Annotated in this window: 20 protein-coding genes and 1 pseudogene; 12 read left to right on the top strand and 9 right to left on the bottom strand. The window is 38.9% G+C overall.

Annotated elements, in window-relative coordinates; translation table 11 throughout:
- The first annotated feature begins 2 nt into the window (after window positions 1-2).
- From A9Y75_RS03065 to A9Y75_RS03080, 4 genes are all read left to right on the top strand, one after another.
- Complete coding sequence (locus A9Y75_RS03065; RefSeq protein WP_071188074.1) at window positions 3-818, top strand: transporter substrate-binding domain-containing protein; 816 nt, start codon at window positions 3-5, stop codon at window positions 816-818.
- Window positions 819-969: 151 nt separating this feature from the next.
- A complete protein-coding gene (locus tag A9Y75_RS03070; RefSeq protein WP_071188076.1) occupies window positions 970-1,494 on the top strand; it encodes a tetratricopeptide repeat protein in 525 nt (174 codons plus the stop codon).
- Between the two features lie 102 nt (window positions 1,495-1,596).
- Entirely contained in the window at window positions 1,597-3,576 is a 1,980-nt protein-coding gene (locus A9Y75_RS03075; protein WP_071188078.1) for a primary-amine oxidase, read from the top strand.
- A 384-nt stretch (window positions 3,577-3,960) separates the two neighbouring features.
- Complete coding sequence (locus tag A9Y75_RS03080; RefSeq protein WP_071188079.1) at window positions 3,961-5,010, top strand: AI-2E family transporter; 1,050 nt, start codon at window positions 3,961-3,963, stop codon at window positions 5,008-5,010.
- 182 nt (window positions 5,011-5,192) lie between these two features.
- On the opposite strand, the pseudogene A9Y75_RS03085 reads toward A9Y75_RS03080, so the two are convergent.
- From A9Y75_RS03085 to A9Y75_RS03095, 3 genes and pseudogenes are all read right to left on the bottom strand, one after another.
- Window positions 5,193-5,372: pseudogene (locus A9Y75_RS03085) on the bottom strand (DUF2254 domain-containing protein); the annotation flags it as partial.
- Window positions 5,372-6,379, bottom strand: coding sequence for a mechanosensitive ion channel family protein (locus A9Y75_RS03090; RefSeq protein ID WP_071188082.1), 1,008 nt, complete (start codon window positions 6,377-6,379; stop codon window positions 5,372-5,374). The gene A9Y75_RS03090 and the pseudogene A9Y75_RS03085, both read right to left, overlap by 1 nt.
- 32 nt (window positions 6,380-6,411) lie before the next feature.
- Window positions 6,412-7,227 (bottom strand): ion transporter, encoded by an 816-nt coding sequence (locus tag A9Y75_RS03095; RefSeq protein ID WP_071188083.1) that lies wholly within the window; start codon window positions 7,225-7,227, stop codon window positions 6,412-6,414.
- A 958-nt stretch (window positions 7,228-8,185) separates the two neighbouring features.
- Between A9Y75_RS03095 and bchB the strand changes: the two genes are divergently transcribed.
- A complete protein-coding gene (gene bchB, locus A9Y75_RS03100; protein ID WP_071188085.1) occupies window positions 8,186-9,712 on the top strand; it encodes a ferredoxin:protochlorophyllide reductase (ATP-dependent) subunit B in 1,527 nt (508 codons plus the stop codon).
- A 171-nt stretch (window positions 9,713-9,883) separates the two neighbouring features.
- Here the strand turns inward: bchB and iscB are convergent, their stop codons facing one another.
- Entirely contained in the window at window positions 9,884-11,170 is a 1,287-nt protein-coding gene (iscB, locus tag A9Y75_RS03105; RefSeq protein WP_071188086.1) for an RNA-guided endonuclease IscB, read from the bottom strand.
- A 349-nt stretch (window positions 11,171-11,519) separates the two neighbouring features.
- Between iscB and A9Y75_RS03110 the strand changes: the two genes are divergently transcribed.
- The 6 genes from A9Y75_RS03110 (at window position 11,520) to A9Y75_RS03135 (ending at window position 18,865) form a co-directional block, all read left to right on the top strand.
- Window positions 11,520-12,155 (top strand): hypothetical protein, encoded by a 636-nt coding sequence (locus A9Y75_RS03110; protein WP_071188088.1) that lies wholly within the window; start codon window positions 11,520-11,522, stop codon window positions 12,153-12,155.
- Between the two features lie 3 nt (window positions 12,156-12,158).
- Window positions 12,159-12,875 (top strand): PIN domain-containing protein, encoded by a 717-nt coding sequence (locus tag A9Y75_RS03115; protein WP_071188090.1) that lies wholly within the window; start codon window positions 12,159-12,161, stop codon window positions 12,873-12,875.
- 22 nt (window positions 12,876-12,897) lie between these two features.
- Window positions 12,898-13,173: a helix-turn-helix transcriptional regulator gene (locus tag A9Y75_RS03120; RefSeq protein WP_236721315.1), complete on the top strand. Its 276-nt coding sequence runs from the start codon at window positions 12,898-12,900 to the stop codon at window positions 13,171-13,173.
- 8 nt (window positions 13,174-13,181) lie between these two features.
- A complete protein-coding gene (locus tag A9Y75_RS03125) occupies window positions 13,182-13,538 on the top strand; it encodes a hypothetical protein (protein WP_071188093.1) in 357 nt (118 codons plus the stop codon).
- Between the two features lie 326 nt (window positions 13,539-13,864).
- Complete coding sequence (locus A9Y75_RS03130; protein WP_071188095.1) at window positions 13,865-16,939, top strand: plasmid replication protein, CyRepA1 family; 3,075 nt, start codon at window positions 13,865-13,867, stop codon at window positions 16,937-16,939.
- Between the two features lie 309 nt (window positions 16,940-17,248).
- A complete protein-coding gene (locus tag A9Y75_RS03135) occupies window positions 17,249-18,865 on the top strand; it encodes a tetratricopeptide repeat protein (protein WP_071188096.1) in 1,617 nt (538 codons plus the stop codon).
- A gap of 126 nt (window positions 18,866-18,991) precedes the next feature.
- Here A9Y75_RS03135 and A9Y75_RS03140 read toward each other — a convergent pair whose 3' ends face one another.
- The 5 genes from A9Y75_RS03140 to rph form a co-directional block, all read right to left on the bottom strand.
- The gene (locus tag A9Y75_RS03140) at window positions 18,992-19,744 is read right to left on the bottom strand and encodes a M50 family metallopeptidase (RefSeq protein WP_071188098.1); all 753 of its coding nucleotides are present in this window, start codon (window positions 19,742-19,744) and stop codon (window positions 18,992-18,994) included.
- Window positions 19,745-19,830: 86 nt separating this feature from the next.
- The gene (locus A9Y75_RS03145) at window positions 19,831-20,832 is read right to left on the bottom strand and encodes an FHA domain-containing protein (RefSeq protein ID WP_071188100.1); all 1,002 of its coding nucleotides are present in this window, start codon (window positions 20,830-20,832) and stop codon (window positions 19,831-19,833) included.
- 205 nt (window positions 20,833-21,037) lie between these two features.
- Entirely contained in the window at window positions 21,038-21,760 is a 723-nt protein-coding gene (pgl, locus tag A9Y75_RS03150) for a 6-phosphogluconolactonase (protein WP_071188101.1), read from the bottom strand.
- 271 nt (window positions 21,761-22,031) lie between these two features.
- On the bottom strand, window positions 22,032-22,805 hold the full coding sequence (locus A9Y75_RS03160; RefSeq protein ID WP_071188802.1) for an MlaE family lipid ABC transporter permease subunit: 774 nt from the start codon (window positions 22,803-22,805) through the stop codon (window positions 22,032-22,034).
- 78 nt (window positions 22,806-22,883) lie between these two features.
- Window positions 22,884-23,627, bottom strand: a complete 744-nt coding sequence (gene rph / locus A9Y75_RS03165) for a ribonuclease PH (RefSeq protein ID WP_071188105.1) — start codon at window positions 23,625-23,627, stop codon at window positions 22,884-22,886.
- A gap of 68 nt (window positions 23,628-23,695) precedes the next feature.
- Between rph and A9Y75_RS28175 the strand changes: the two genes are divergently transcribed.
- Entirely contained in the window at window positions 23,696-24,058 is a 363-nt protein-coding gene (locus tag A9Y75_RS28175; protein ID WP_177176086.1) for a hypothetical protein, read from the top strand.
- The last annotated feature ends 8 nt before the right edge of the window (window positions 24,059-24,066 follow it).

The raw sequence follows: 24,066 nt of genomic DNA on the forward strand, positions 1-24,066 counted from the left end.
GGATGAATAACGGATGTAACCAATGGTCAAAAATTAATCAGTTACATCTGGTATTATCCGCTACCTTGTTTCTGGTTTTATGCCTGTGCTTTGGGGGGAAAGAATTGACTGCATCTGCCGCCCCACTGTCAGAAATTGAGCGCCGAGGCTATGTAAATATTGCTGTTAAAGATAACTTGCGTCCGCTGGGATTTAGGGATAGTAAAGGCAATTTACAAGGCTTAGAAATTGATTTAGCCCAGCGTTTAGGAAGTGATTTGTTAGGTAAAATCGATGCTGTGAAGTTGCAACCAGTGGCTAACAGCGATCGCTTGTCTGTAGTCTTAGAACATAAAGTTGATCTCACCATTGCCAAAGTCACAGCAACTGAATCCCGCTCCCGCATAGTCAGCTTCAGTGTTCCTTACTATTTTGATGGTGCAGCAATAGTCACAAAAAATACAGCCATTAATCAGCTAAAAGATTTAGAAAAACGTAAAATAGCCGTACTCAACAACTCCAGCACGATTGATTATATAAAATATTTTATACCAAAGGCTGAATTAATAGGAGTGAACTCCTACATTCAAGGACGAGAGCAAATAGAAAGTAACAGTGCTGATGCTTTTGCTGCTGATACCAGCGTTCTAAGTGGTTGGGTACAAGAAGATTCCCAATATCGGCTACTACCAACCAAGCTATCAGCCGAACCTTTGTCGGTGGTTACACCCAAGGGATTGCAGTACGATGAGTTAAGAAGAAAGGTGAATGAAGCGATCGCTCATTATACAGCAACTGGTTGGCTCAAAGAACGCGCAAAATTTTGGGGATTATCATAGGTAGACGTGAATATTTATCGTTAGGATAAAACAGTAGGCAGAAGGCATAATTACGAATTACGAATTACGAATTATTTTTTTATTTCCTTATTGTCCCAGAAAGCTGAATAATAGATAGAGAAAGCACTTTTAATATTTGTATTTGTAGGTAATGGATAACAATCTAGTCCTTGTTTATCTCTCAATTTTCGTCGGATTGCTCGCATTTGCAGGTGTGAGTGTTTTTCGCCAGATTTTCAAAACTCGCAAACTAGAAAGTTCTCTTTCTAAGTTGAAAACCAAGTTAACTAAAGAAAAAGGAACAGCACAAGAGTATTACGAATTAGCCAGTATTTATTCTGAAAAAAAAGTTTTTACTCTAGCAATACCGCTTTTTCAAAAAGCTTTAAAAGCTGCTGAGGAAGAGGGAGAAGAGAATATAGCTCCAGTTTACAATGGCTTGGGTTATGTTTATTTTGCCCAAGAGCAATATGACTTAGCGATTCGTCAATATAAAGAAGCCATTAAATTGAAACCAGATTATGTGTCAGCCCTAAATAATCTTGGACACGCATACGAGAAGAAAAAATTACCTGCCCAGGCATTAGAAATGTATGAAACAACACTCAAAGCCGCACCCAACAATGCTACTGCAAAACGCCGGGCAGAATCTTTACGCCGCTTAGTTTCAGCTTAAAATTGCCCAATCTCAAATTGATATATGCCTCTTAATTTGGCGGTTTTTTGCTCAGAACATAGGAATTAATAACTATGTTTTTATCAAAGAAAATCAACCGTAATGATTAAGAGGCTGAATCATTTTTTTAAGGTAGTTATTACCATTTTTCTTTTTTTTACAATCTCCCTGGGATTTCCAGAAATATTATCTGCTCAGGAATCAGTAATTTCTCATCCTCTAAATCCATTAACTGAAGTAGAAATCAACGCGGCTGTAGACATACTCAAACAGAAAAAAGCATTGAGTGAAACAGCATTTTTCCCCATAATTGCTTTGCAAGAACCTGATAAAAAAGAAGTCTTAAATTTTACACCTGGAAAACAGTTTCAGCGCCAGGTTTTTTTGGTAGTTTATGAGCGCGAACTCAATAAAACCTTTGAAGGCATAATTAACCTTACCACGAATAGCTTAACATCCTGGCAAGAAAAAACGGGTGTTCAACCTGCAATTCTTCCTCCAGATTATGAACTAGTTAGAGAGATAGTTACCTCTGATATTCGCTGGCAAAAAGCCATGATAAAGAGAGGACTTAAAGATTTTGATCAAGTACAAATCAGTTGTTGGTCATCAGGAATACTCACCAAAGAAGAAACAAAAGCAGGTAATCGTCTTTGTCGAGCATTATCTTATTATCGAGGTAAATCATGGAATTATTACGCCCGTCCCATTGAAGGAATTTTAGTTACCGTCAATTTAAATAAAGAAGAAATTGCTAGTTTTGTGGATAACGGTGTAGTTCCTATTTCCCAAGAAAACTGGGATTATGACATTAAGTCATTTAGCAAAGTAATTCCACCACCCAAACCATTAAAAATTGTCCAATCTGATGGTCATACTTTCCAAATTCAAGGCAACGAAATTACTTGGCAAGGTTGGAAATTTCGTTATTTAATGCATCCTCGTGAAGGCTTAGTTCTGTACCAGGCCAGTTATAACGATGGTGAAAAAAATCGTCCTGTATTGTATCGTGCCAGTTTATCAGAAATGGTAGTACCTTATGGTGATACAAATCCTAATTGGTCATTTCGTAATGCCTTTGATGTTGGTGAATACAACATTGGTTTATTAGCGAATCAAATGGAATTAGGTCAAGAAATTCCCGAAAATGGAATTTTACTGGATGCGGTGTTTGCTAATGGTGAAGGAGAAGCTTATACCATGCCAGGAGTAATTGGTATTTACGAACAAGATAACGGCGTATTGTGGAAACATTTTGATTACAGTACCCAGAAAAATTATGTGCGTCGCAGTCGTGAATTAGTAATGAAGATGACGACGGCAGTTGATAATTATGATTACGGCATCAATTGGATATTCCACCAAGACGGTACTTTAGAAGTACAAAATGAGTTAACAGGGATTGTATTAGCCCAGGGAACAGCAGCAAGAAAACAGGAAAATAATAACTTTGGACGATTGATTGCTAAGAATATTTTTGGAGTCAATCATCAGCATTTCTTTAATTATCGTCTGGATTTAGATGTTGACGGACAGTCTAATTCTGTGATGGAAATGAATGTTCAATCTTTGCCAATCAGTGATAAAAATCCTTTAGGAAATGCCATTACCGTAGAAGACACTCCCTTAACAAAAGAAAAAACTGCTGTCCGTGATTTAGATATCAAACACAGTCGAGAATGGATGATTGCTAGTGCAGATAAACCGAATAGTTTAGGTGTTGCTCCTGCATATATGTTGATGCCGGGAGGAAATACAATTATGTATGCTGTAGAAGGTGCGAATATCCGAGAAAAAGCTGCTTTTGCAACTCATCATCTTTGGGTGACAAAATATAAACCCGGTGAAATGTATGCAGGTGGAGATTATCCCAATCAAACAAAAATGGGAGAAGGTTTACCAAAATATATTGCTGATAATGAGTCTTTGCAAAATGAAGATATTGTTGTGTGGTACACAATGGGAATGACTCATGTTCCCCGTCCAGAAGATTGGCCAGTAATGCCACGACACCAAGTTGGGTTGAAGTTGATGCCGAGGGGGTTTTTTAGTAGGAATCCCGCGATTAATTTGGGTGAGTAAATTAATTGTGTAGAGATGTTCCATGGAATGTCTCTACATTGCAGCAATCGCTACCAGGAAAACTAATACCCCTGTTTGACCTAATGCCTGTAAAAAATCTCCCCTTTGAGAATTGTCATTCATTGTCCTTATTCTTATTTATCTTGAGGCTATTCATCAAAAGCTTTCCTGGTAGATGATCCTGTCGAATCCCTTATTGCGGAATTGCTGAAGCTGGTAACAACCTCAAGCACAGGGTTTTTTAAAGATAGATTAGACGGAGCCAATCTGTTGCATAAACCTTGCCTTCGATAGATATCATATAAGCTGAAAAGGGCATAACCTAAGTTATATAGGAATCAAACCGGATTCCTATAGCTTTAGTCAATAAAAATAACCAAATATATGAATAACTCTCAACAACAGACAACTAAAAAAACTTTCTGGAGTAAATTTAGTACTAATACACTAGTCCGTTTCTTACTGTTTGCTGCTTGTGGTTGGGTATTAGTAAAAGTTTTTTGGTATTTCAAAGATGTAGTTTTTATATTTACCTTTGCGACAATTTTAGCACTCATTCTTAACTATCCTATATGCTATCTGGAACGCTTCTTGAGGCGAGGTTTTGCCTTGGGTACAGTCATAGCTATCAGTCTCTTAACAATCATTCTTCTATTTGTATTTGTTGGTAATATATTAATTACACAACTACAACAATTAGCAGGTTTGTTATTACAAATTATTAATTCTTCTAACAATCCTATTAATCAATTAGAAAGCGCGTTATCTAATCGAAATATCCCCATAAATTTAGAGGCAATAGAAATACAAATTCGCAACTGGTTTGTGTCTGGCATGAATATGATTTTAGGGTTTTTGCCCAATATATTAGGAAGTTATGTCGGATTTATCATTATTATTGTAATTGCCTTTTTTATGCTGACTGATGGAGGAAGAATCTGGCAACTGATTCTTAAGATGATTCCCCATAATCAACGCGATCGCTTTTCAACCGCTATTCAGAAAAACTTCATCGGTTTCTTACGAGGTCAATTGCTAATCTCATTTATTCTGAGTATTGCCACTTTTTTAGTTTTCGTACTTTTTGGTATTCCATTCCCATTTCTGCTAGCTATAACTGTGGGAATTTTTGACTTGATTCCTGGTATAGGAGCTACACTAGGAATTACTTTAGTTTCTCTAATTATCTTAATACAAAGTGGTTGGATTGTTGGTATTAAAGTATTAATAGCTTGTATAGTTTTGCAACAGATTCAAGATAATTTGCTTGCCCCTCGTGTAATGCAGAGTACAGTCCATTTAAATCCTATAGTAGTATTTTTTGCTCTTTTAATTGGTACAAAAATAGCTGGTTTATTAGGAGTATTTCTTTCTATACCCATTGCTGGAGTTATTGTAAGCTTGTTGGAGATTGAGGAATTGCAAGCTAATTAAAAATTTTAGTGTAAGCATTCAGCTAAAACCGGATTTAAGGGGTTTTGAAGTGGGGAGACTGACATCAATAATTAATAAATTCTTGCTGATAGCTGATAGCTGACGGCTGAATGCTCACATTTTAGTCTTGATTTTGCACAATTGGAAAGTTTATACAGCGATACCTTCGGTCAGCTTCGCTATCGCGCTCCATCTGCTCCACCAGTGTAAACCCACCAATAATCAATGTCTACCTTGCCTGTGCGGTCAAGATTAAGGATTGTGAAAGCTAAAGCAGTAGCGACTACCGCCATCACTGCTGGTATGAACCAGTAACTTGAGTGCAGCTGATCCCACAGTTTGCTTATCTTGACATTTCTCATTATTCGTTGGTTTGAGAATCTACTTTACCGTTGTTATCTTCAAAGGAGCGCACTTGAGCAAGTAACCGAAGGGAATCGCTAATGCGGCGAGGCTTCGGTACTTCACCTTTACCTGCTGGCCAACCTTCACGCTGACGGGAGCGATCGCCATCCGTCTCTTCAGTCTGGTCATGAAATAGAATTTGTTGTGTTGGGTAGGGCAAATCAATGCCGTTTTCAACATATAGCTTTTGCTTAATTGCAGACAGCACTTTGTCCCGTGATCTCAGATCGTCTATCCGTCGTGGTGGATGAACCCACCAGCGAACCCGGATGTTAACAGTGCTTTCGGCAAGTTCCATGACTAGTACATCAGGAGCGGGATATCTTAAAACCTCATTTACACTAAGCATTGCGTCTAACATCAACTGTTTGGCTAAGTCAATGTCATCGCCGTAGCCAATGCCGACATCGTACTCTAATCGGCGGTTATCAAAGGCAGTGTTTACAGTTACTGAATTAGTAAACAATTCCGAGTTAGGAATGACAATCCGCCGACCGTCGTAGGTTCTGATTGTTGTGGCTCTTGTTTGGATATTTTCAACTGTTCCCTCAAATCCTTTAAAAACAATTTGGTCATCAAGTTGAAAAGGTTCAGTCAGCAGAATTAAAATTCCAGCTAAGAAGTTTTGCAAAATATCGCGGAAAGCGAAACCAATTGCCACACCACTAATTCCCAAAAGTTGTATCAAATCACCAGCTTGAAATGTAGGAATCACAATGGAAAGGGCGATAAACAACCCAATCAAAATTGTTAGCCCTTGGGCTAACCTTCCTAGAACTAGTCCGAGATTTCGCGCAGAACGGTGATTGCGAGTTAACCGCTTGACCAGTACCTTAATTCTGCCAGCAATAAACAAAAAGAAGATGAAGACAATTAACCCTAATACAATATTCGGTAGCAAAGCTATCAAACCGTTAATCATGCTTTGAATCTTATCCCAAGCTGTGGATATTTCTGCATTCATGAACTTTCCTCACTAGTTAATTTTTGCTAACGTCAACGCTCAGGATTTTGATGCAATAATTCTTGAATCTCCCCGCGCAATGCTGCGATTTCACTCTGAAGCATTTGAATTGATTTCGCTCCAGCTAATTCTGCTTCGTCATCATCAGCATCACGACCGATAAAAAACGTTGCCAGAGTTGCAGTCACATAACCAAATACGGCAAACGCATATAATGCTAAGAAAAAACAAAGCACCCGACCTTCGGGCGTTTTGGGCCAATAATCAGAACCCATTGTTGTCATTAGCATTGCTGTCCACCAAAAAGCAGTGCCGTAATTGTGCAGCCCTGATTCCACAGGAACTTCGTTTTCAAATGTATACATCCCTGCTGCTCCTATTAAAGTAACAATCATTGTTGATGCCACAACATAACCAAATCCTCTACGGCTAATACTTGCTCCTAAAACCCGCATTCCTCGGTTAGTACGAGTCATAACTCGCAACAATTGTAAACTTCGCACAGCCCGTGCTGTTCTTAATATCCGTACCAGCCGTATAATCCGAAAAGTACGCAGTGCTGGTAACACCAAAGAAATAGCTGTTAGCCAGTTGCTTTTGATATAGTCAGGTTTATGAGGAGCGATCGCTAGTTTAAGTAGAAAATCTAATATAAAAATAATCCAAATAGTGATGCTAAAGGCTTCCAGTAAAGAGTTTAATCCCCAGATGATCTCGATGATGAATAGTGCTAGCCATACAAAGCCCAGCACCAGCATGGGAATTTCTAGCCAATCTTCCAACTGCTGCAAAACTTCATTACGTTCTTTTTCTAGGGCTTGTTTTTCTGAAAGCTTCAGACTACTCATGAGATTAATTCGTAATTCGTAATTTAATGTCGAATTTTAAAGTATTGGTTTTATTGTTTACTAGCAGGTGTTTCTAGCAAGTTGACATCAACTAAAGAGATTTGGCAATATCGATAACAGCTTTTCCATTTCCCCGTGGCACTTGGATAATGAGTTGACGCATTCTACCCTCCTACCGCTAACCATCTTGTTTTTTGAGACAATAACTCTACTACCCAAAGAAAGATTTTTTGAAATATATAGGAATCCGGTTTGGTTTCTGTTCGCGGTAGCGTGCCGTAGGCATATTTACTCGTAGAGGTAGGGAACTCTTAACAGGGAACGGAGAAGAAGGAATCAAGGTATACGGAGTTTTGTAAGCGCAAAGCGCAGGCTGCGCCAACAAAATTCAAATAGGAGTCCTATACAGCGGTTTCCGCTCTTATGAAGTACATCTTAGCCCCCTCATCGCTTGCGGGGAGGGGGTTGGGGGTGGGCTTGACATTGCATTTTAACACCGGGAAGTGCTGTATATCTAAATTCAGAGGGAACTCTTAACTCTTAACTCTTAACAGAAAAAACTCATGTTTAAAAACATGAGATTGAAATAATGACACTGTTTTTTGAGATGCGTAGCACAAAAAAACATCTTTTTTTTTGACTGAGCTTTAAACTCAGAACTAAAGTTTCTTATCTGTTAAGAGTTAAGAGTTCCCTTTTTTTGTAAAGCTCTATTTAGGTGAGTGCTAAAAATTAATCAAAATATTTGTCAAATCATTAAGATTTATTTACTTAAACAACATCAATATTGTTTAAATCAACAGCCATAACCCAGTCAGCAACTAGGTCTTACCGCCTCCCGCATCAAATAACCTCGCAACAAACCTTATTTGTTCATAGCGGTTAGGTTTGAGAAAATCAGAAACGATTTAATAATCAAGCACTTATAGTTATTTGACTTGTCAAGGGAGAACACAGGATGAAGTTAGCTTACTGGATGTATTCGGGTCCCGCACACATTGGTACTTTGCGGATTGCTAGTTCTTTTAAAAACGTTCACGCAATCATGCACGCCCCTCTAGGTGATGACTACTTTAACGTCATGCGTTCCATGCTATCGCGGGAGAGGAACTTTACCCCAGTTACAACCAGCGTTGTTGACAGAAACGTTTTAGCGAGAGGTTCTCAAGAAAAGGTGGTAGACAACATCACTCGCAAAGATGCTGAAGAACACCCAGATTTAATTGTCTTAACTCCTACCTGCACTTCCAGTATTTTGCAAGAGGACTTACACAACTTTGTGGAAAGGGCGCAGTTGGAAGCAAAAGGTGACGTAATGCTGGCGGACGTGAACCATTACCGCTACAACGAACTACAAGCCGCAGACCGGACTCTACAACAAATCGTTCAATATTACATTGAGAAAGCCCGCAAAAAGGGCGAACTCCCAACAGGAAAAACAGCTAAACCCTCGGTTAACATCTTTGGTATTTCTACCCTTGGTTTCCACAACAACCACGACTGTACCGAACTGAAGCGGTTAATGGCTGATTTGGGAATTGAAGTAAATACTGTCATTCCTGAAGGTGCTTCGGTACACGAGTTAAAAAGTATGCCTCAAGCTTGGTTTAATCTAGTTCCGTACCGTGAACTTGGGTTAACAACAGCTAAATATTTAGAAGAAGAATTCGGGACTCCTTACGTAGATATTACGCCGATGGGTGTTGTGGAAACTGCAAGATGTATCCGCAAAATTCAGCAGGTAATTAATGCCCAAGGTGGTGAGGTTGATTACGAAGACTTCATTAATGAACAAACTCTGCACGTATCCCAAGCGGCTTGGTTTTCCCGTTCTATTGACTGTCAGAACTTGACAGGGAAGAAAGCGGTGGTTTTTGGTGATAATACTCATGCGGCGGCTTTAACGAAGATTCTCGCGCGGGAAATGGGGATTCATGTGGTGTGGGCGGGTACTTATTGCAAATATGATGCTGACTGGTTTAGAGAACAGGTGAGCGAATATTGCGATGAAGTATTAATTACAGATGATCATGGTGAAATTGGGGATGCGATCGCTCGCGTTGAACCTTCTGCTATATTTGGTACACAGATGGAACGTCACGTTGGTAAACGTTTGGATATTCCTTGCGGTGTGATTGCAGCACCTATTCACGTGCAGAATTTCCCCATTGGTTACAAACCATTTATGGGTTATGAAGGTACAAACCAAATCACAGATTTAATCTACAATTCCTTCACTTTGGGAATGGAAGATCACCTGTTAGAAATCTTTGGTGGACACGATACAAAGGAAGTAATTACCAAAGGAATTTCTGCGGAATCTGGTTTGAATTGGACAAAAGATGGACAAGCAGAATTGAATAAGATTCCTGGTTTTGTGCGCGGGAAAGTGAAGCGAAATACCGAAAAGTTTGCCCGTGAACGTGGGTTTAAAGATATCTCGGCTGAGGTGTTGTATGCTGCGAAGGAGTCTGTAGGAGCGTAGGTTTGGGGGTTGGTTAAGAAGATTAAGGGGTAAAGATTCATTAATGATCTTTCCCTCTTAATTTCATGATTTTTAATCATCAGATAAAAATTATTAAAGTTGTTGATAAATGAGACAGAATTTTAATATTAGTCTGTTAGTTTTATTTATAAATCACACTACTGCCTGATATTAGAATAGATAACTGTAACCATCTTTTCTGTGAACTGTTTGGCAATATTTATAACTAACCCCTTGCTTTTTATGTCTATCTTTGATGGAGATATCAAAACTACCATTAGAACGTATAGCTACTCTACCAATATAACTACCTACATTTTTACCTTTAGTCACAACAGCTTTCACAATGTCACCAGTACGAAAACCAAAATGTAATTTTTTTCTTGGGCGATGTTTTTTTGGAAAACCAAACTTATCAGTTATACATAATTTACGGTTTCCGTTTCCTTCAGCTTTGATTAATAAAGGTTTAATATTTTTAGCAATTAAACGCGGTGTAGATTGACCAACGCAAGCTGCATCTATCCAATGAGTCTTTTTTAATCCTTGCTGAGTTCGATTAAATTTTGTCAATCCACCACTGCCTGTTTCTACAGGTAAACCAGTGGCTTCCAAACTTTTTAATAAAGCATACTTAGTTGTGTTCACAGCAGCAGTATCAGCTAATGGTTTTTTAACTTGTTTTAAAATAGCATCTAATCGTTGGGGGTCTTTTTTTAGAAAATCTTTAATATATTTAGTCCCTTTCTTGACATTGCATTTTTCACAACTCAAAGTTAGATTTGATATTCTATTACTACCTCCTTTTGCTAGAGGACATATATGCTCAACTTGCAAAGGCACATTTTCTGTATCACAGTAAGCACATTTTCTACCCCACTTTTCCAGTAAATATTCTCGTGTTTCGTATCCTGCTAAAGTGCCTTGTTGATATTCTTTACCTGTGATTTCTGGATTTTGCATTATTTGAGTATCAAACTTAACTAACTCTTGGCTAATCGCACCAATTTCAGCAAATTTCCTCAGCCGAGACACCCAAGTTAATATGTTATCAACTCGACTTTGCAGGCTTGGTGCTAACCATCCTTCTTTACGGCTACGGTTTTTATATCTTCGCGCACGGTAACGAGTCTTACGACTTCTGCGACTTCTCCTTAGTTGGCTACGAGATGTTAAGAGATGCTTAATTTCAAAACCACGATGTTGTAATTCTGCTGCAAATATAACTTCACCACTTAAATCATTAATCAATGCTAAACCTGTAGTTTTTGCACCAGGGTCAATTTTAATTCGCAGTTTGTCAACAAGTGTTTCTGGTTGCTCTGTTTTCAGAATTAAAGTAAATGGAAAACGTCTAAAAATAGCAGCTTTGCCATTTCTTAGCATCTGCCTCGCTTGAGCGGGGTGAATTGGATTTAGTGGTCTTTTTGCTGTATCAATTAGAAAAATTTTGGACATAAGTCCCTCCATTTCTGGGTGATGTTAGCCTCGACGTTGTTACAAGTCGGTACTTTCCAAATAGCACTGCCTCCCAAATGGCTGTTTAACTATTTGGTTCTAGGGTCACGGAACTGGCAACGCATCCCGGAGTAGGAACTTTAACACTTACTTGTAACGGCTGCTTAGTTTCCTAAGCCGTACTGGTCAACTAGGGCTGTTTTAACGACCCCCAGAATACTCAAAGCATTGATGGTGGGTTGTTGACGTTCGAGTCGAACATTTAGCTACGCTATACTTAGGTATTCTATCATCATGAATAAAAAATATGCTATTCTATTTTTAGTAATTGTTCCTTATTACAATCACCATGAAAAAGTTTAGAGATTTATATATATACCTAAATAACTATGATATTGACCAATTAATCAAATATTTAACCGATAATTGTACAAACAATTGGTCAAGAGCTTACGAACGTGAAAAAAACGCAGTTCTATTAGAAGAAAAAGCCTATTGTTTTGAGCATACAATAGGAGATGGTTTAGAATCTGCTGGTTTAATACTTTTTCAGAAAGATACAAATACTTGGTTTGTATCTAACATTGTACCAACAGAAAAAGGTCAATTATCTGTTGATGAATACAATCAAATTTTAGTAGATTTTTTTGAAAAAATTGTCCAACCTGCCATTAAAAATACTCCTGTAACCACAGAACTAACAAACGATCAAGAATTTATTGAAAATCTGATCGGTAATGATGCAGCAGCATTATTAAATCAATTTTCTGCTTGTGCCAATAAATTTACCATCACCTCACATCCTTTAGATAGAAAAAGATGGTTTGATTTCATCCTAAAAGTGAATGCTAAAGGTGTAAAATTAGATCCTAATTTATTGAGTGTATCCTTAATTGAAAAAGGATGGTCAAAAGAAGCAGTAGATAAATTAGTCACAGAATACGAATTTGCAGATGCTTTGTTGAACTATACAAAAGGACAATAACGAATGTTTATTAGTTCAACAGAGCTAAGTGAAATTATTATTTCTGCACCTGCACCAGTTTTATTTTTAGACACTTGCATAATTTTAGATATTATCCGTTCTCCATTTAGAGATAAGATATGTACTAATGAGATATCAGCATCTTTAGAATTAATTCGTAAAGCAGAAGCAAATAATCGTAGTGTATGGTTAGTGACAAATGAAATTGTCTATACAGAATGGAAAGAAAATATAGAAAATGTCAAAATGGAACTTACAGAAGAAATAAAAAATGCAGAACTAAAAAGAGAAAAAATGGTTAATGCTGCAAATATTATCTTTGATTTTAACCATAATTTTGGACAAATAATAAAAACGCTAAATCTCCCTGAACATCTGGGAAATCTTTCCAAAAGTCTCCTAGATAAATGTGAGAAAATAGCAATAGATGATTCTCATTATGTAGAAGCAATGAAGAGAATTAATAAATGTGATGCTCCTGCTCAAAGAGGTAAAAATTCAGCTAAAGACTGTCAGATATTTGCGGCTTTTTTAGATATCGGTAAGCAATTGAGAAATAAAAATTTCCATCAGAATATTTGCTTTATCACCACAAATTTTCAAGATTATGGAAAACCTAATGCTCCTAAATCACCTCTTGCTCAAGAGCTTGTTAGTATTAATGCCAAATACTTACATCAATTAGCATGGGGTTTAGCTATTATTGAAGGTAGAGTATAATTCTGAAAATGGAGGCGTAAATATGACAAAAAATCCTTATATTGGTTCTTCTCTTGATGCGTTTTTAGAAGAAGAAGGAACATTAGAAGAAATAAATTTAATAGCTATTAAAAGAGTAATTGCTTGGCAAATTAAAACAGCAATGGCTGAGAAAAATATTACTAAAACAGCAATGGTTGAGAAAATGAAAACAAGTAGATCATCTGTTGATAGACTTTTATCTCCTGATAATCATTCTGTTACCTTAGAGACGATTGATAAAGCTGCTAGAGTAGTTGGTAAGAAAAATTCATTTTGAATTGATAGATGCTGTTTAAAGCCGAAAGAATCAAACTCATGGCTGATTATGAATGTTACCCATTATGGTGGGTAAATTCTGATAAAGCTGGAGATATTAACCCAGAAACATTACCACTAAATCAAGAAACTATTACCAGGTTGGAAAAATGGGCAGATATTTATGATGCAAAATTGAACTGGGAAGATCCTGGTAATTCAATAGGTTTCAGTGCAGAAGAAAAAACGGCTTTTGAACAAGAAGGTATTAGTTTGTGGAAGCAACTGCAAAAAGAACTTGCACCTAATTATGAAGTTGTTTATTTCAGCGAAATATTACGTAAAGTTGTAAATCATCCCAATGATATATTTTTATATCCCTTTTAATAAACTTTTAGTAAAAATTATTACAATTAACTTGACAGCTATTACACCTTGACAAATTCCGCTATTACAGGTTAGGAGTACATTTCTACTATTTCCCAAATAGAATATTTACTGATAAATAAAAATTTATAGCAGATAAATATTACAATACAAACTTATTATTTCCACCATTCAACCGCCCAAATCACCAATTTGTGTATTCACCGAAGTATCTCTCAAAACAATGTAATAAAAGTATCATAAAAATAACGCCAATTCTTCTATAGAAAATCAGCAGATGCGTGTTAAGGTTTTAATTTCGTTGTCTTCCTCTACCGCCTCTGCCCATGCATCTGCATTATTTACACCCCCAACACCTTGAAGAATTAGTCAAGGGCAATGGTATTTCTTTACACATAGCTCAATTAAATTTTAAATCGCTTCAAGGCGTGAATGCCTATGAATATCTGTTGATTTCCGATCAACTGCCTCGCACCAATACTGGCATGATAAAAAACGGCTGGTTACAGCGTTACAGCCACATTACAGAAGGTGGTTGGTGGTGTTCTGGACGAGACCCTCTTAACAATTGGCAAATGATGGAATGGGGATGCTTTAAACCCAGTCAACCCCGACAAAATCAAAACGGCAAATCCATTAAATATGAACATCCCCCCAGCACACCAACGCGGGTGTTTTGTTTGCGGGTGACATTGCAAATTTGGCAGCAAGTTTCCCAACGTTATCAAATTGCAATGCCTGACAATATTAACATTACCGAAGATGGCGAAGCAATCGGTTTTTGGCAATGGGTAATGGCATCTAATATTGCGATCATTATTTGCGAAGGTGTGAAAAAAGCAGCCGCATTATTAACACAAGGATATGCTGCTATTGCTATTCCAGGAATTACCAGTGGTTATCGAGTTATTAAAGATGAATTTGGTAAAGTTACTCGTCGTCAATTAATACCTGATTTAGCTATATTCGCTAAAACTAAACGTAATTTTTATATTTGTTTTGATTTTGAAATTCAAGCTAAAAAAATTGCTGCTGTTAATAATGCTATTTCCCAACTTGGTTGTTTATTTCAACAAGAAAACTGTTCTGTAAAAGTTGTTGAACTACCAGGAAAAGAAAAAGGCGTTGATGAGTTTATCGTTGCCAAAGGTGCAATCAGTTTCGATAAAGTTTATCGCCAAAGTGTGGATTTAGAAATTTATCTTGCCCAAACCAAACCTCACACAGATTTAACAATTTCGGCTGCATTAACTGTGAATGTTCCCTATTTAGGTGAATTACCTTTTCCTACCTCTGGTTTAGTGGGAGTTAAATCAGCTAAAGGCACAGGTAAAACCACAGGATTGCAAGCTGTTGTTACTAAAGCCAAAAATCGTAATCAACCAGTTTTATTAATTACTCACAGAATTTTGTTAGGGCGGTTTTTGTGTGAAAAGATCGGGATTAATTGGGGAATAAATAAAACAGAATGGTTTGCGGAAAATGAACCTGAACTACCAATTACTCAATCTTTCGGTTTATGTATTGATTCTATTTGGAAACTGAAGCCAGAAGATTGGCAGGGTGCAATAATTATTTTAGATGAAGTCGAACAATCTTTATGGCATTTACTCAATAGTAATACTTGTAAACAAAAGCGGGTAAGAATTCTTAAATTATTCCAAGACCTGATTTCTACAGTTTTAAAAACTGGGGGTTTAGTAATTGCCCAAGATGCAGATTTATCAGATGTTTCACTAGAATATTTACAAGGATTATCAGGAATAAAATTAACTCCTTGGGTAGTTGTCAATGAATGGAAACCTCAGCAAGGTTGGGATGTGACTTTTTATGATTCTCCTAACCCAACTCCTTTAATTCATCAACTAGAATTAGATTTAATTGCTGGACGTAAATGTTATGTGACTACAGATAGTCGGACTGGACGTTACAGTTGTGAAACTATTGAAGGTTACTTAAGACAAAGATTACAGAAATTGAGAAAAGAATTTCCTAACACATTGGTAGTTAGTAGCCATACTACTAATACACCTGGTCATGCAGCGGTTGATTTTATAGGTGCTATTAATCAAAAAATAACTGATTATGAAACTGTTTTTGTTACTCCTAGTTTGGGGACAGGAATTAGTATTGATGTCCAACATTTTGACCGGGTTTATGGGATTTTTCAAGGGGTAATTCCTGACTCAGAAGCACGACAAGCTTTAGCTAGAGTCCGGGATGATGTACCGCGAGTTGTTTGGTGTGCTAAACGCGGTATTGGCTTAATTGGTAGCGGAAGTACAAATTATCGGTTGTTATCTTATTGGTATCAGGAAAATCAAAAAGAAAACTTGGCTTTGCTGAGTCATTTACATAAAATAGATGTTGATTTACCTTTGGTTTATGATCCAATTCATTTAAGAACTTGGGCTAAATTATCTGCTAGAGTAAATGCTTCTATTCGTCTTTATCGTCAATCGATGCAAGATGGTTTAATTACAGATGGGCATCACATCCAGATGCGGAGTAATGCCGTTCAAAATAATATTCTTCGGGATTTACGTTTGGCATTTTATGCAACGGATTCTAGTGATGTAGAAACCCGAAAAAGGTTAATTGTAGAAATTGTGAAAGTGCAGAAAGATTGGGCGCAAAGTCGCCAAAAGGCTAAAGACATAAAACGCAAAATTCAAGATATTAAAATCCACAATCAATTATGCGCTGCAACTGCTGTTGCTAATGCGAAAGATATTGATTATGTGGAATATGAACAACTATTGAGTAAGCATTCTCTGAGTGAAGCCGAACGTCAAGAAATTAATAAATATATCCTCAGACAAAGATATGGAGTTAAAGTTACTCCGCTGTTGAAGTTACAAGATGATAAAGGATATTATGGACAATTGCTAATTCACTATTATCTAACTCATGAAAGTGAATATTTTCATGTCAGAGATGAGCAAGAATGGTATCAGCAATTATCTTGGGGTGAGGGTAAGGTTTTTCTGCCAGATTTAAGGACTTATACTCTGAAAGTAGAGGCTATGATAGCTTTAGGAATGCTCCAGTTTTTGGAACCAGAAAGACTGTTTAGTGAAAGTGACGCTGATTTAATTTGGCTAAAAAATGTTGCTGTTCAGAATAGTAAACATATTAAAAGAGCTTTGGGTATTGATTTGGTGAGAGGTAATGAGGTTGTTTCTGGAATTAAGATCATTAGCCGCATATTAAATTTGTTGGGTTTGCGGCTGAAACAGGTAAATAATGTTTATAAAATTGATTTAGAATCATTAATAGATGGTAGAGCAAAAATCTTTGCAGTTTGGCAGCAAAGAGATGAGTTGATGTTAAATCATTTGCAAGGTGTTGATTGTGTTTTAGAATTGAAGGGTGGGCGATTAGAAGTTGCTGCTACTTAAACAATTCAAAATTCAACTTTTTTACAGCGATTTTCGGGTAAATGAACCACATTTTATATCTCACGCAATCGCGCTTTTCTGCGAAACGCTACGCGAACGCGATCTCGAAGAGTAGGCGCAAAGACGCAAAGGAAGAAAGGAATAGAAAAATTAGCGTGTGGTACAAATACATGAAAACTGCTATAAACGCAAAGGTACGCGGAGGTTAGCGCAAAGGTACGCAGAGATTTTATTAAGATAATTCGCTATGTTCCAAAATAAGTAGGTGCATCTTCATAGAGAATTGGTATTAATCACACAAAAAATTACATGAATGCTGAAGAGTTGATAAATCAGGGATTAAAGAAAAAGTTAGGAGGGGATTTTCAAGGAGCTATTGCGCTATTTAACCAAGCAATAGAGTTAGAACCCATACTAGCTCAAGCTTACCAAGGAAGGGGAAATTTGTACTTGGTTTTAGAAGAATATGAAAAAGCGATCGCAGATTATCAGCAAGCAATAGATAATAGTACTCAATTGGAGTCGAATTTCAATTTCGATATTGCTAAGGCTTTCCATGGACGGGGGTTAGCTAATTTTAATCGCGGGAGTTATCAGGAAGCTATTGCAGATATCAACAAAGCTTTGGAGTATTATCCTAATTTTGCCGTAGCTTATAGCAATCGGGGTAATATTTACCATAGTATCGGTCAATATACAGAAGCGATCGCAGATTATAATCAAGCAATAGCCTTAAATCCCAACTTTGCCGAAGCTTATCATAATCGTGGTAATACCCGTTACGCTCTTCAAGAATATCAGGGTGCAATCGCAGATTATAATCAAGCAATAGATCTAAAACCTAACTTTGCGGAAGCTTACTACAACCGAGCTTTGCTTTTTTGTCATCTTGCCAGATATGACAAAGCCATGCAAGACTTTAACCAAGCTATCAAACTCAATCCTGATGATGTTCAAGCATACTACCAACGGGGTTTGCTGCGGAGTACTTTGGGAGATGATGAAGCAGCAATTCAAGACTTTAACCAAGCATTGCAAGAAAATCCTACCCTAGATGTAGTTTACGGTTTTCGGGCTAATGCGCGTCAGCGATTGGGAGACTATCAAGGTGCAATAGAAGATAGCAATCGACAAATACAACTTAATCCTACTTTAGCCACAGGATATTGCGATCGCGCTACGGCTCGATATTCTCTAGAAGATTATCAAGGCGCAATTAAAGATTATAATCAGGCATTGCAGATAAATTCAAATTTAGCAGATGCTTATTATGGAAGAGCTATTGCTAATCAAGCTTTAGAGGATTTTTCCGCAGCAATTGCAGATCATACTCAAGCAATCAAAATAGAACCGCATTTTCCCCAAGCTTACTGCAATCGGGGTAACACTCGGTGGTTGCAAGGAGATGAACAGGGAGCAATTGCAGACTATAACCAAGCAATAGCACAAAATCCCGATTTAGTCACAGCTTATTACAACCGGGGTTTGAGCCGCTATGCCTTAAAAGACTTTGTAGGCGCAATCCAAGATTATACTGAAGCATTAAGGTTAAATCCCCAATCGGCCAGATTTTATAGCGATCGCGCTAATGCCTACTATGCCCTACAAGACTATAAAAAAGCAATAGTCGATTACAACCAGGCAATTATCATCAATTCTCAGGTAGCTCAGGACTGGTTTAACAGGGGTCGGAGCCATTTTTGGTTAGGAAACTCAAAAGCAGCGCTAAGAGACTTAAATCAAGCCTTAAAACTCCAACCATCTTCAGCTTCCGCTTATCTAATGCGAGCAAATATTCGCCGACATTTAGGAGATAAGCAAAATGCCATTGACGACTTTCGCAAATCAGCTAACCTTTATTATCAACAAGGAAAAATCAAAAACTACCGACAAATTATTAAACTGATAGAAGACATCCAAACTTAGTCCTATTACTAACAACAGTGAAAGATTAGTTATCTTCTTCCTTCTTTGCTTCTCCGCGTCCTTACTTCTCCGCGTCCCCGCGTCCCTATTTCTCCGCGTCCCCGCGTCTGTCCATTTGTATCAATCTTAAAGTGAAACGGTATCAGAACCATAGGCAACCCGTAGACTTTGGACTAAAATCACCAAAGAAGCCACAGCCATCAAACCACCCCAAAACCAATAAGGTAAAAGCAAATACCGCTGCATTTGAGCCGTATCAGAAAGCCCCAAAGAACCAGCACTATAGCTAAATAGATAATTTAATTGATGATAGGTACTCACACAAGCTTGCACACCTAAAAATTGAATTGCAAACCCTTGTACCCAACGGGGAGCCTTCAAAGCAATTCCCAGAATAATAATACCCAACACCGGAATTGCAATCAACCCAAACCAAGAACGCACCCAAATTAATGTTGACAGCAGTAAAAAACCGCCTAAAATCTTCAAACTCAAAGAAGCTGCTTTAAAACTGCGAGAAGCGAGAATCAAAGCTGCACCAGCGATAGGTGGACCCATTGGCCCTGCGGCAGCTACCATAGCTGGCCCAATCGGAGCTAATGTAGAACGCATAGTATAAGTAGCTACACCAGAACCATTACTAAAAATTTCCAACTTCTGAAAATTTCCCCCTATAGCTATAGCCATCAAGCCGTGACCCATTTCGTGAAACCAAGTTGCTAAAATGGTAAATGGGTATAAAATATAATCGCCGTTTGGTAACTGCCACAAAAATACAGTAGCGATCGCTGCGCCTATAAGCCAATTTAACCCCATGCGTTCAACTTCGGTGGGGGCTTCTTGAGTCAGGAAGGGTGGAAAATCTTTTGGTTCCCTCATTGGTTAGGTTCCTAATTATGAATTCGTAATTGGTAATTATTCATTATTAATTACCAATTACAAACTAAGAATTACGAATTATTTGTCTAAGAAAGTTGAAATAAGAACGTTACCAAATCTCCTTTACCCAGACTGATGCGATCGCCTGGACGTAAGCGGTGTCTGTTCCCTGGTAATAGCGGCAAATTATTAATGTAAGTGCCGTTGGAACTACCCACATCTTCAATATAATGAGCGTCTCCCTCAACGCGAATATCTGCATGAATCCGCGAGACAATTTCGGAACTTGGAAATCCAGCTACATCGATATCGGGAGGAATCCGATCATTAGGCTTACCAATATGCACCACAGAGAGATTTTGCGGTAATTCAATTTCCTGATTACTTTGGACATGAAATAGCCGCGCCACAACTTGCTGTAATTGAGTTCTCGATGCGGTGACTGTTTGTAGTACTGGTTCCGGTTCCGGTGCAGATTGAACCACAAAAACTGGTTCTGGCTCAGTTTCTGGCTCAGGTTCTGGTGGCGCTACAGGTGGTAGTGGAGGGGTAATTTCCACCACAACTGGTGCTGCGACAGGTGGTAGTGGGGGGGTAATTTCCGCTACAACTGGTGGGGCTACAGGTGGTAGTGGGGGAGTTGGTATTGGTTCTGGCGCCACAACTGGTGGGGCTACAGGTGGTAGTGGGGGGGTAATTTCCACCACAACTGGTGGGGCTACAGGTGGTAGTGATGGAGTTGGTATTGGTTCTGGCGCTGCTGAAATTACTGTAGGTGGAAGGGTCGAGTTCGCAGGAGCGCCGAGTCCCAAAGCGTCAGGTTGTAAAAGTTCTAACATTGGGTCAGGTGGAACCAATGGTGGTATTTCCACTGGGATGTCAGGAGCAACGGTTGCTGCTACTGCCGTGGCTACCATTGCAGCGTTTGAGTGTAGGTTATAGCCACACTGACCACAGAAAGCAGCATCTGCCTGCACAGTTGCCCCACAGCTAGGGCAATTAGTAGTCGCTGGCAAGGGTGTATAGCAAGCTTCACACTGAACAGCGCCGTCTGGGTTGGGATGATTGCAATTAGGGCAGACGATCATGAATTTAAGCCTTTGTCAAGGTCATCGTAAGATATAGTACTAGCAAGCAGAATTGAAGAAGACACGGGGACACGGGGACACGGAGAAAGAGGGACACAGGGACACGGGGACACGGGGATAATCTCTCCGCGTCACCGCGTCTCCCCATCTGGAGCGTCCTCTTCGGTTAGTTATCAGTTTCTTCACTGTTGACTGATTTAAGGTTTTAAGGTTTCAGTTCCAAACCAGCTGCTGCATCCAGGAGCCATAGTAGTTCTCCTTGGGGTTTAATTAAGCGAGATGGATAAGCGAAATCATCAGCTTCGGGTGCGAAGACTTGGGCTAAAGCAGGTCTTTTATTAGCACCGGCAGCTAAGAAAATCACACTACGAGCAGCGTTGATGAATGGGTAAGTGAAGGTAAGGCGCTGACTACTGTCTTTATTACCTACAGTAATCAAGCGATCGCATACTTTAAGCGCTTCTGTATGGGGAAACAATGATGCAGTATGGGCATCATCACCCATTCCCAGTAAAACTACATCCAATGCGGGGAACTTTCCTGGTGCAGAATGGAAAAATTCTTGCAGATGCTGTTCATATTTAGCAGCATCTACCGCTGGATTGGCTGATAAAGTTGGTACAGCATGAATGTTTGCTGCTGGAATAGGAACACGATCTAGCCAAGCGCGACGTGCCATCAGTTCATTGCTATCAGGATGATCTGGTGCGACATAACGCTCATCTCCCCAGAACACATGAATTTTATCCCAAGGCAACTTTTGATTACCTATCGCTTCATACAACGGCTTAGGTGTACTACCACCAGATAAGGCAATAGTAAATTTTCCTTGTTGCTGAATGGCCGTTTCCAATTTCGATAAGATCAAATCTAGCGCCCGTGCAACCAGCGCTGGTTGATCCGGTAGAACTTCAACCGTTTTGTTCATGGCTTCATCATCGCATAACCGGCTTCCAGCAATACAATACCGAACTTCTGACAGTTTCCCTTTTTAACTTTTGAAACTTTTAACATCATCCAGTTAATTGGGAAATAATCAACCTAGTGGTTCTTTATCACCATTCATGGTTATTTGTCAGTAGTCAGTTGTACTAACCGCCAATAATCAGCGCAGAGGACAGCTTTTAGAATCAGGACTTACGCAAAATACCTTTCAAACTCTCTTTCCCCTTGCTCCTCTGCCTGTGCGTTGAAGAAGTTCAAAGTATAGGCTGCTCAAACAGTAGCAACGCCAGTACAAAATCCATCATAAAAATTGCTACCCAAGTAGTCACAACCGCTGTTGTTGCAGATTCTCCTACTTCTTTAGCGCCACCTTTAGTAGTTAATCCCCAGCTACAGCCATTAACAGCAACTATAGCCCCAAAAATTAACCCTTTGAGTAAAACAATTAACACATCTGAAGGTAATAAAAAATCTCTGACTGACTCTAAAAATGTCTCTGGAAGCACTTGATAAAATTGAAAAGCTGCAAAAGCTCCACCAGTGATACCCATTAATAAAGCGAATATCATCATTAAGGGCATCATCAAACAGCAAGCAATAACTCTTGGTAATACAAGATAATCAATAGGATCAGTTTTGAGCATATACAGTGCATCAATTTGTTCTGTTACTCGCATTGCGCCTATTTCTGCCGCAAAAGCTGAACCGACTTGTCCAGCAATAATACTAGCGGTCAAAATTGGCGCTAATTCTCTGCAAAAGGCTAGAGCAAAAGCACCGCCGACACTCTCTACTGCACCAAATCTGACTAATTCTCTTGCCGTTTGAATGGTGAAAATCATCCCAGCAAAACCACTGACTAGCAGCACTGGTGAGAGGGAAGCCGGTCCTGCTGTCACCATATGCTCTAAAATTTTCCGGTAGTAAGTTTTTCCTTGAAGTAAATGCAGGCAGATTTGACCAAATAGGAGGACTGCGGCAAAACAGCGAACAATCCACAATTGCTCTGAATTTCTTTTTGGTTGCAATTTTACCGCCAATTAATATTGAATTTTCTTATTCAGTTAGTATTGATCACAAATAAACATGGATTGGAAATATTATTCCTAATTTCTTACAAATAAATTATCCCAGTCAGCAATCGCATTCCGTTGAGCAATTAATAATTCCTGAATGCCTTTTTCTGAAAAATCTAGTAATTGATTTAACTGGGTACGGCTAAAGCTACCTTCTTCTGCTGTTCCCTGAACTTCAATGATGCCAAGTTTGTGGTTCATGACAACGTTAAAATCTACGGTTGCGGCTACGTCTTCAATGTAGTTAAGATCCAAAAATGGCTCTTCTTGCAATAAACCTACAGAAACTGCTGCCACTTGACCACACAAAGGCGATCGCTCTAATACTCCATCTTGTAATAATCTAGAAATTGCTTGAGCTAAAGCTACAAAACTGCCTGTAATTGCTGTTGTCCTGGTTCCAGCATCTGCTTGCAACACGTCAGCATCTACAGTCAGTGTCCGTTCTCCCAAAATATCAAAATCCAAAGCTGCTCTTAAACTGCGTCCGATTAAACGTTGAATTTCTTGTGTCCTTCCCGATAATTTCATAAATTCCCTTTCGTTCCTTTGTTGAGTGGCAGATGGTAACATCCGATATTCAGCAGTTAACCAACCTTTACCAGTTCCTTTTAAAAATTTCGGCACTCCTTCAGTAGCGCTGACAGTACAGAGTACTTGAGTATCTCCGCTTTTAGCCAAAACAGAACCGGGAGTAAAGCGAGTGAAACCGGGTAAAAAACTATGGGGGCGAAGTTCGTAGGGTTTTCGACCGTCTGGACGCTGCCAAGCCATTGGAGTTGCCTCAAAATTTGGAATGCTTTTAGATTACCGCAGGAGAATGGAGATATGGAGAGATAAATTTGAGATTGGAGTTAATTACAGCAGGAGTCAGGAGTCAGGAGTCAGGAGTCAGGAGTCAGGAGTCAGGAGTCAGGAGTCAGGAGTCAGGAGTCAGGAGTCAGGAGTCAGGAGTCAGGAGTCAGGAGTCAGGAGTCAGGAGTCAGGAGTCAGGAGTCAGGAGTCAGGAGTCAGGAGTCAGGAGTCAGGAGTCAGGAGTCAGGAGTCAGGAGTCAGGAGTCAGGAGTCAGGAGTCAGGAGTCAGGAGTCAGGAGTCAGGAGTCAGGAGTCAGGAGTCAGGAGTCAGGAGTCAGGAGTCAGGAGTCAGGAGTCAGGAGTCAGGAGTCAGAAGTAAAACTGGCGAATGTGTATGGGTTTCAATCTAGATTCTGTA

The organism is Trichormus sp. NMC-1 (assembly GCF_001858025.1).
Classification (GTDB): Bacteria; Cyanobacteriota; Cyanobacteriia; order Cyanobacteriales; family Nostocaceae; genus Anabaena.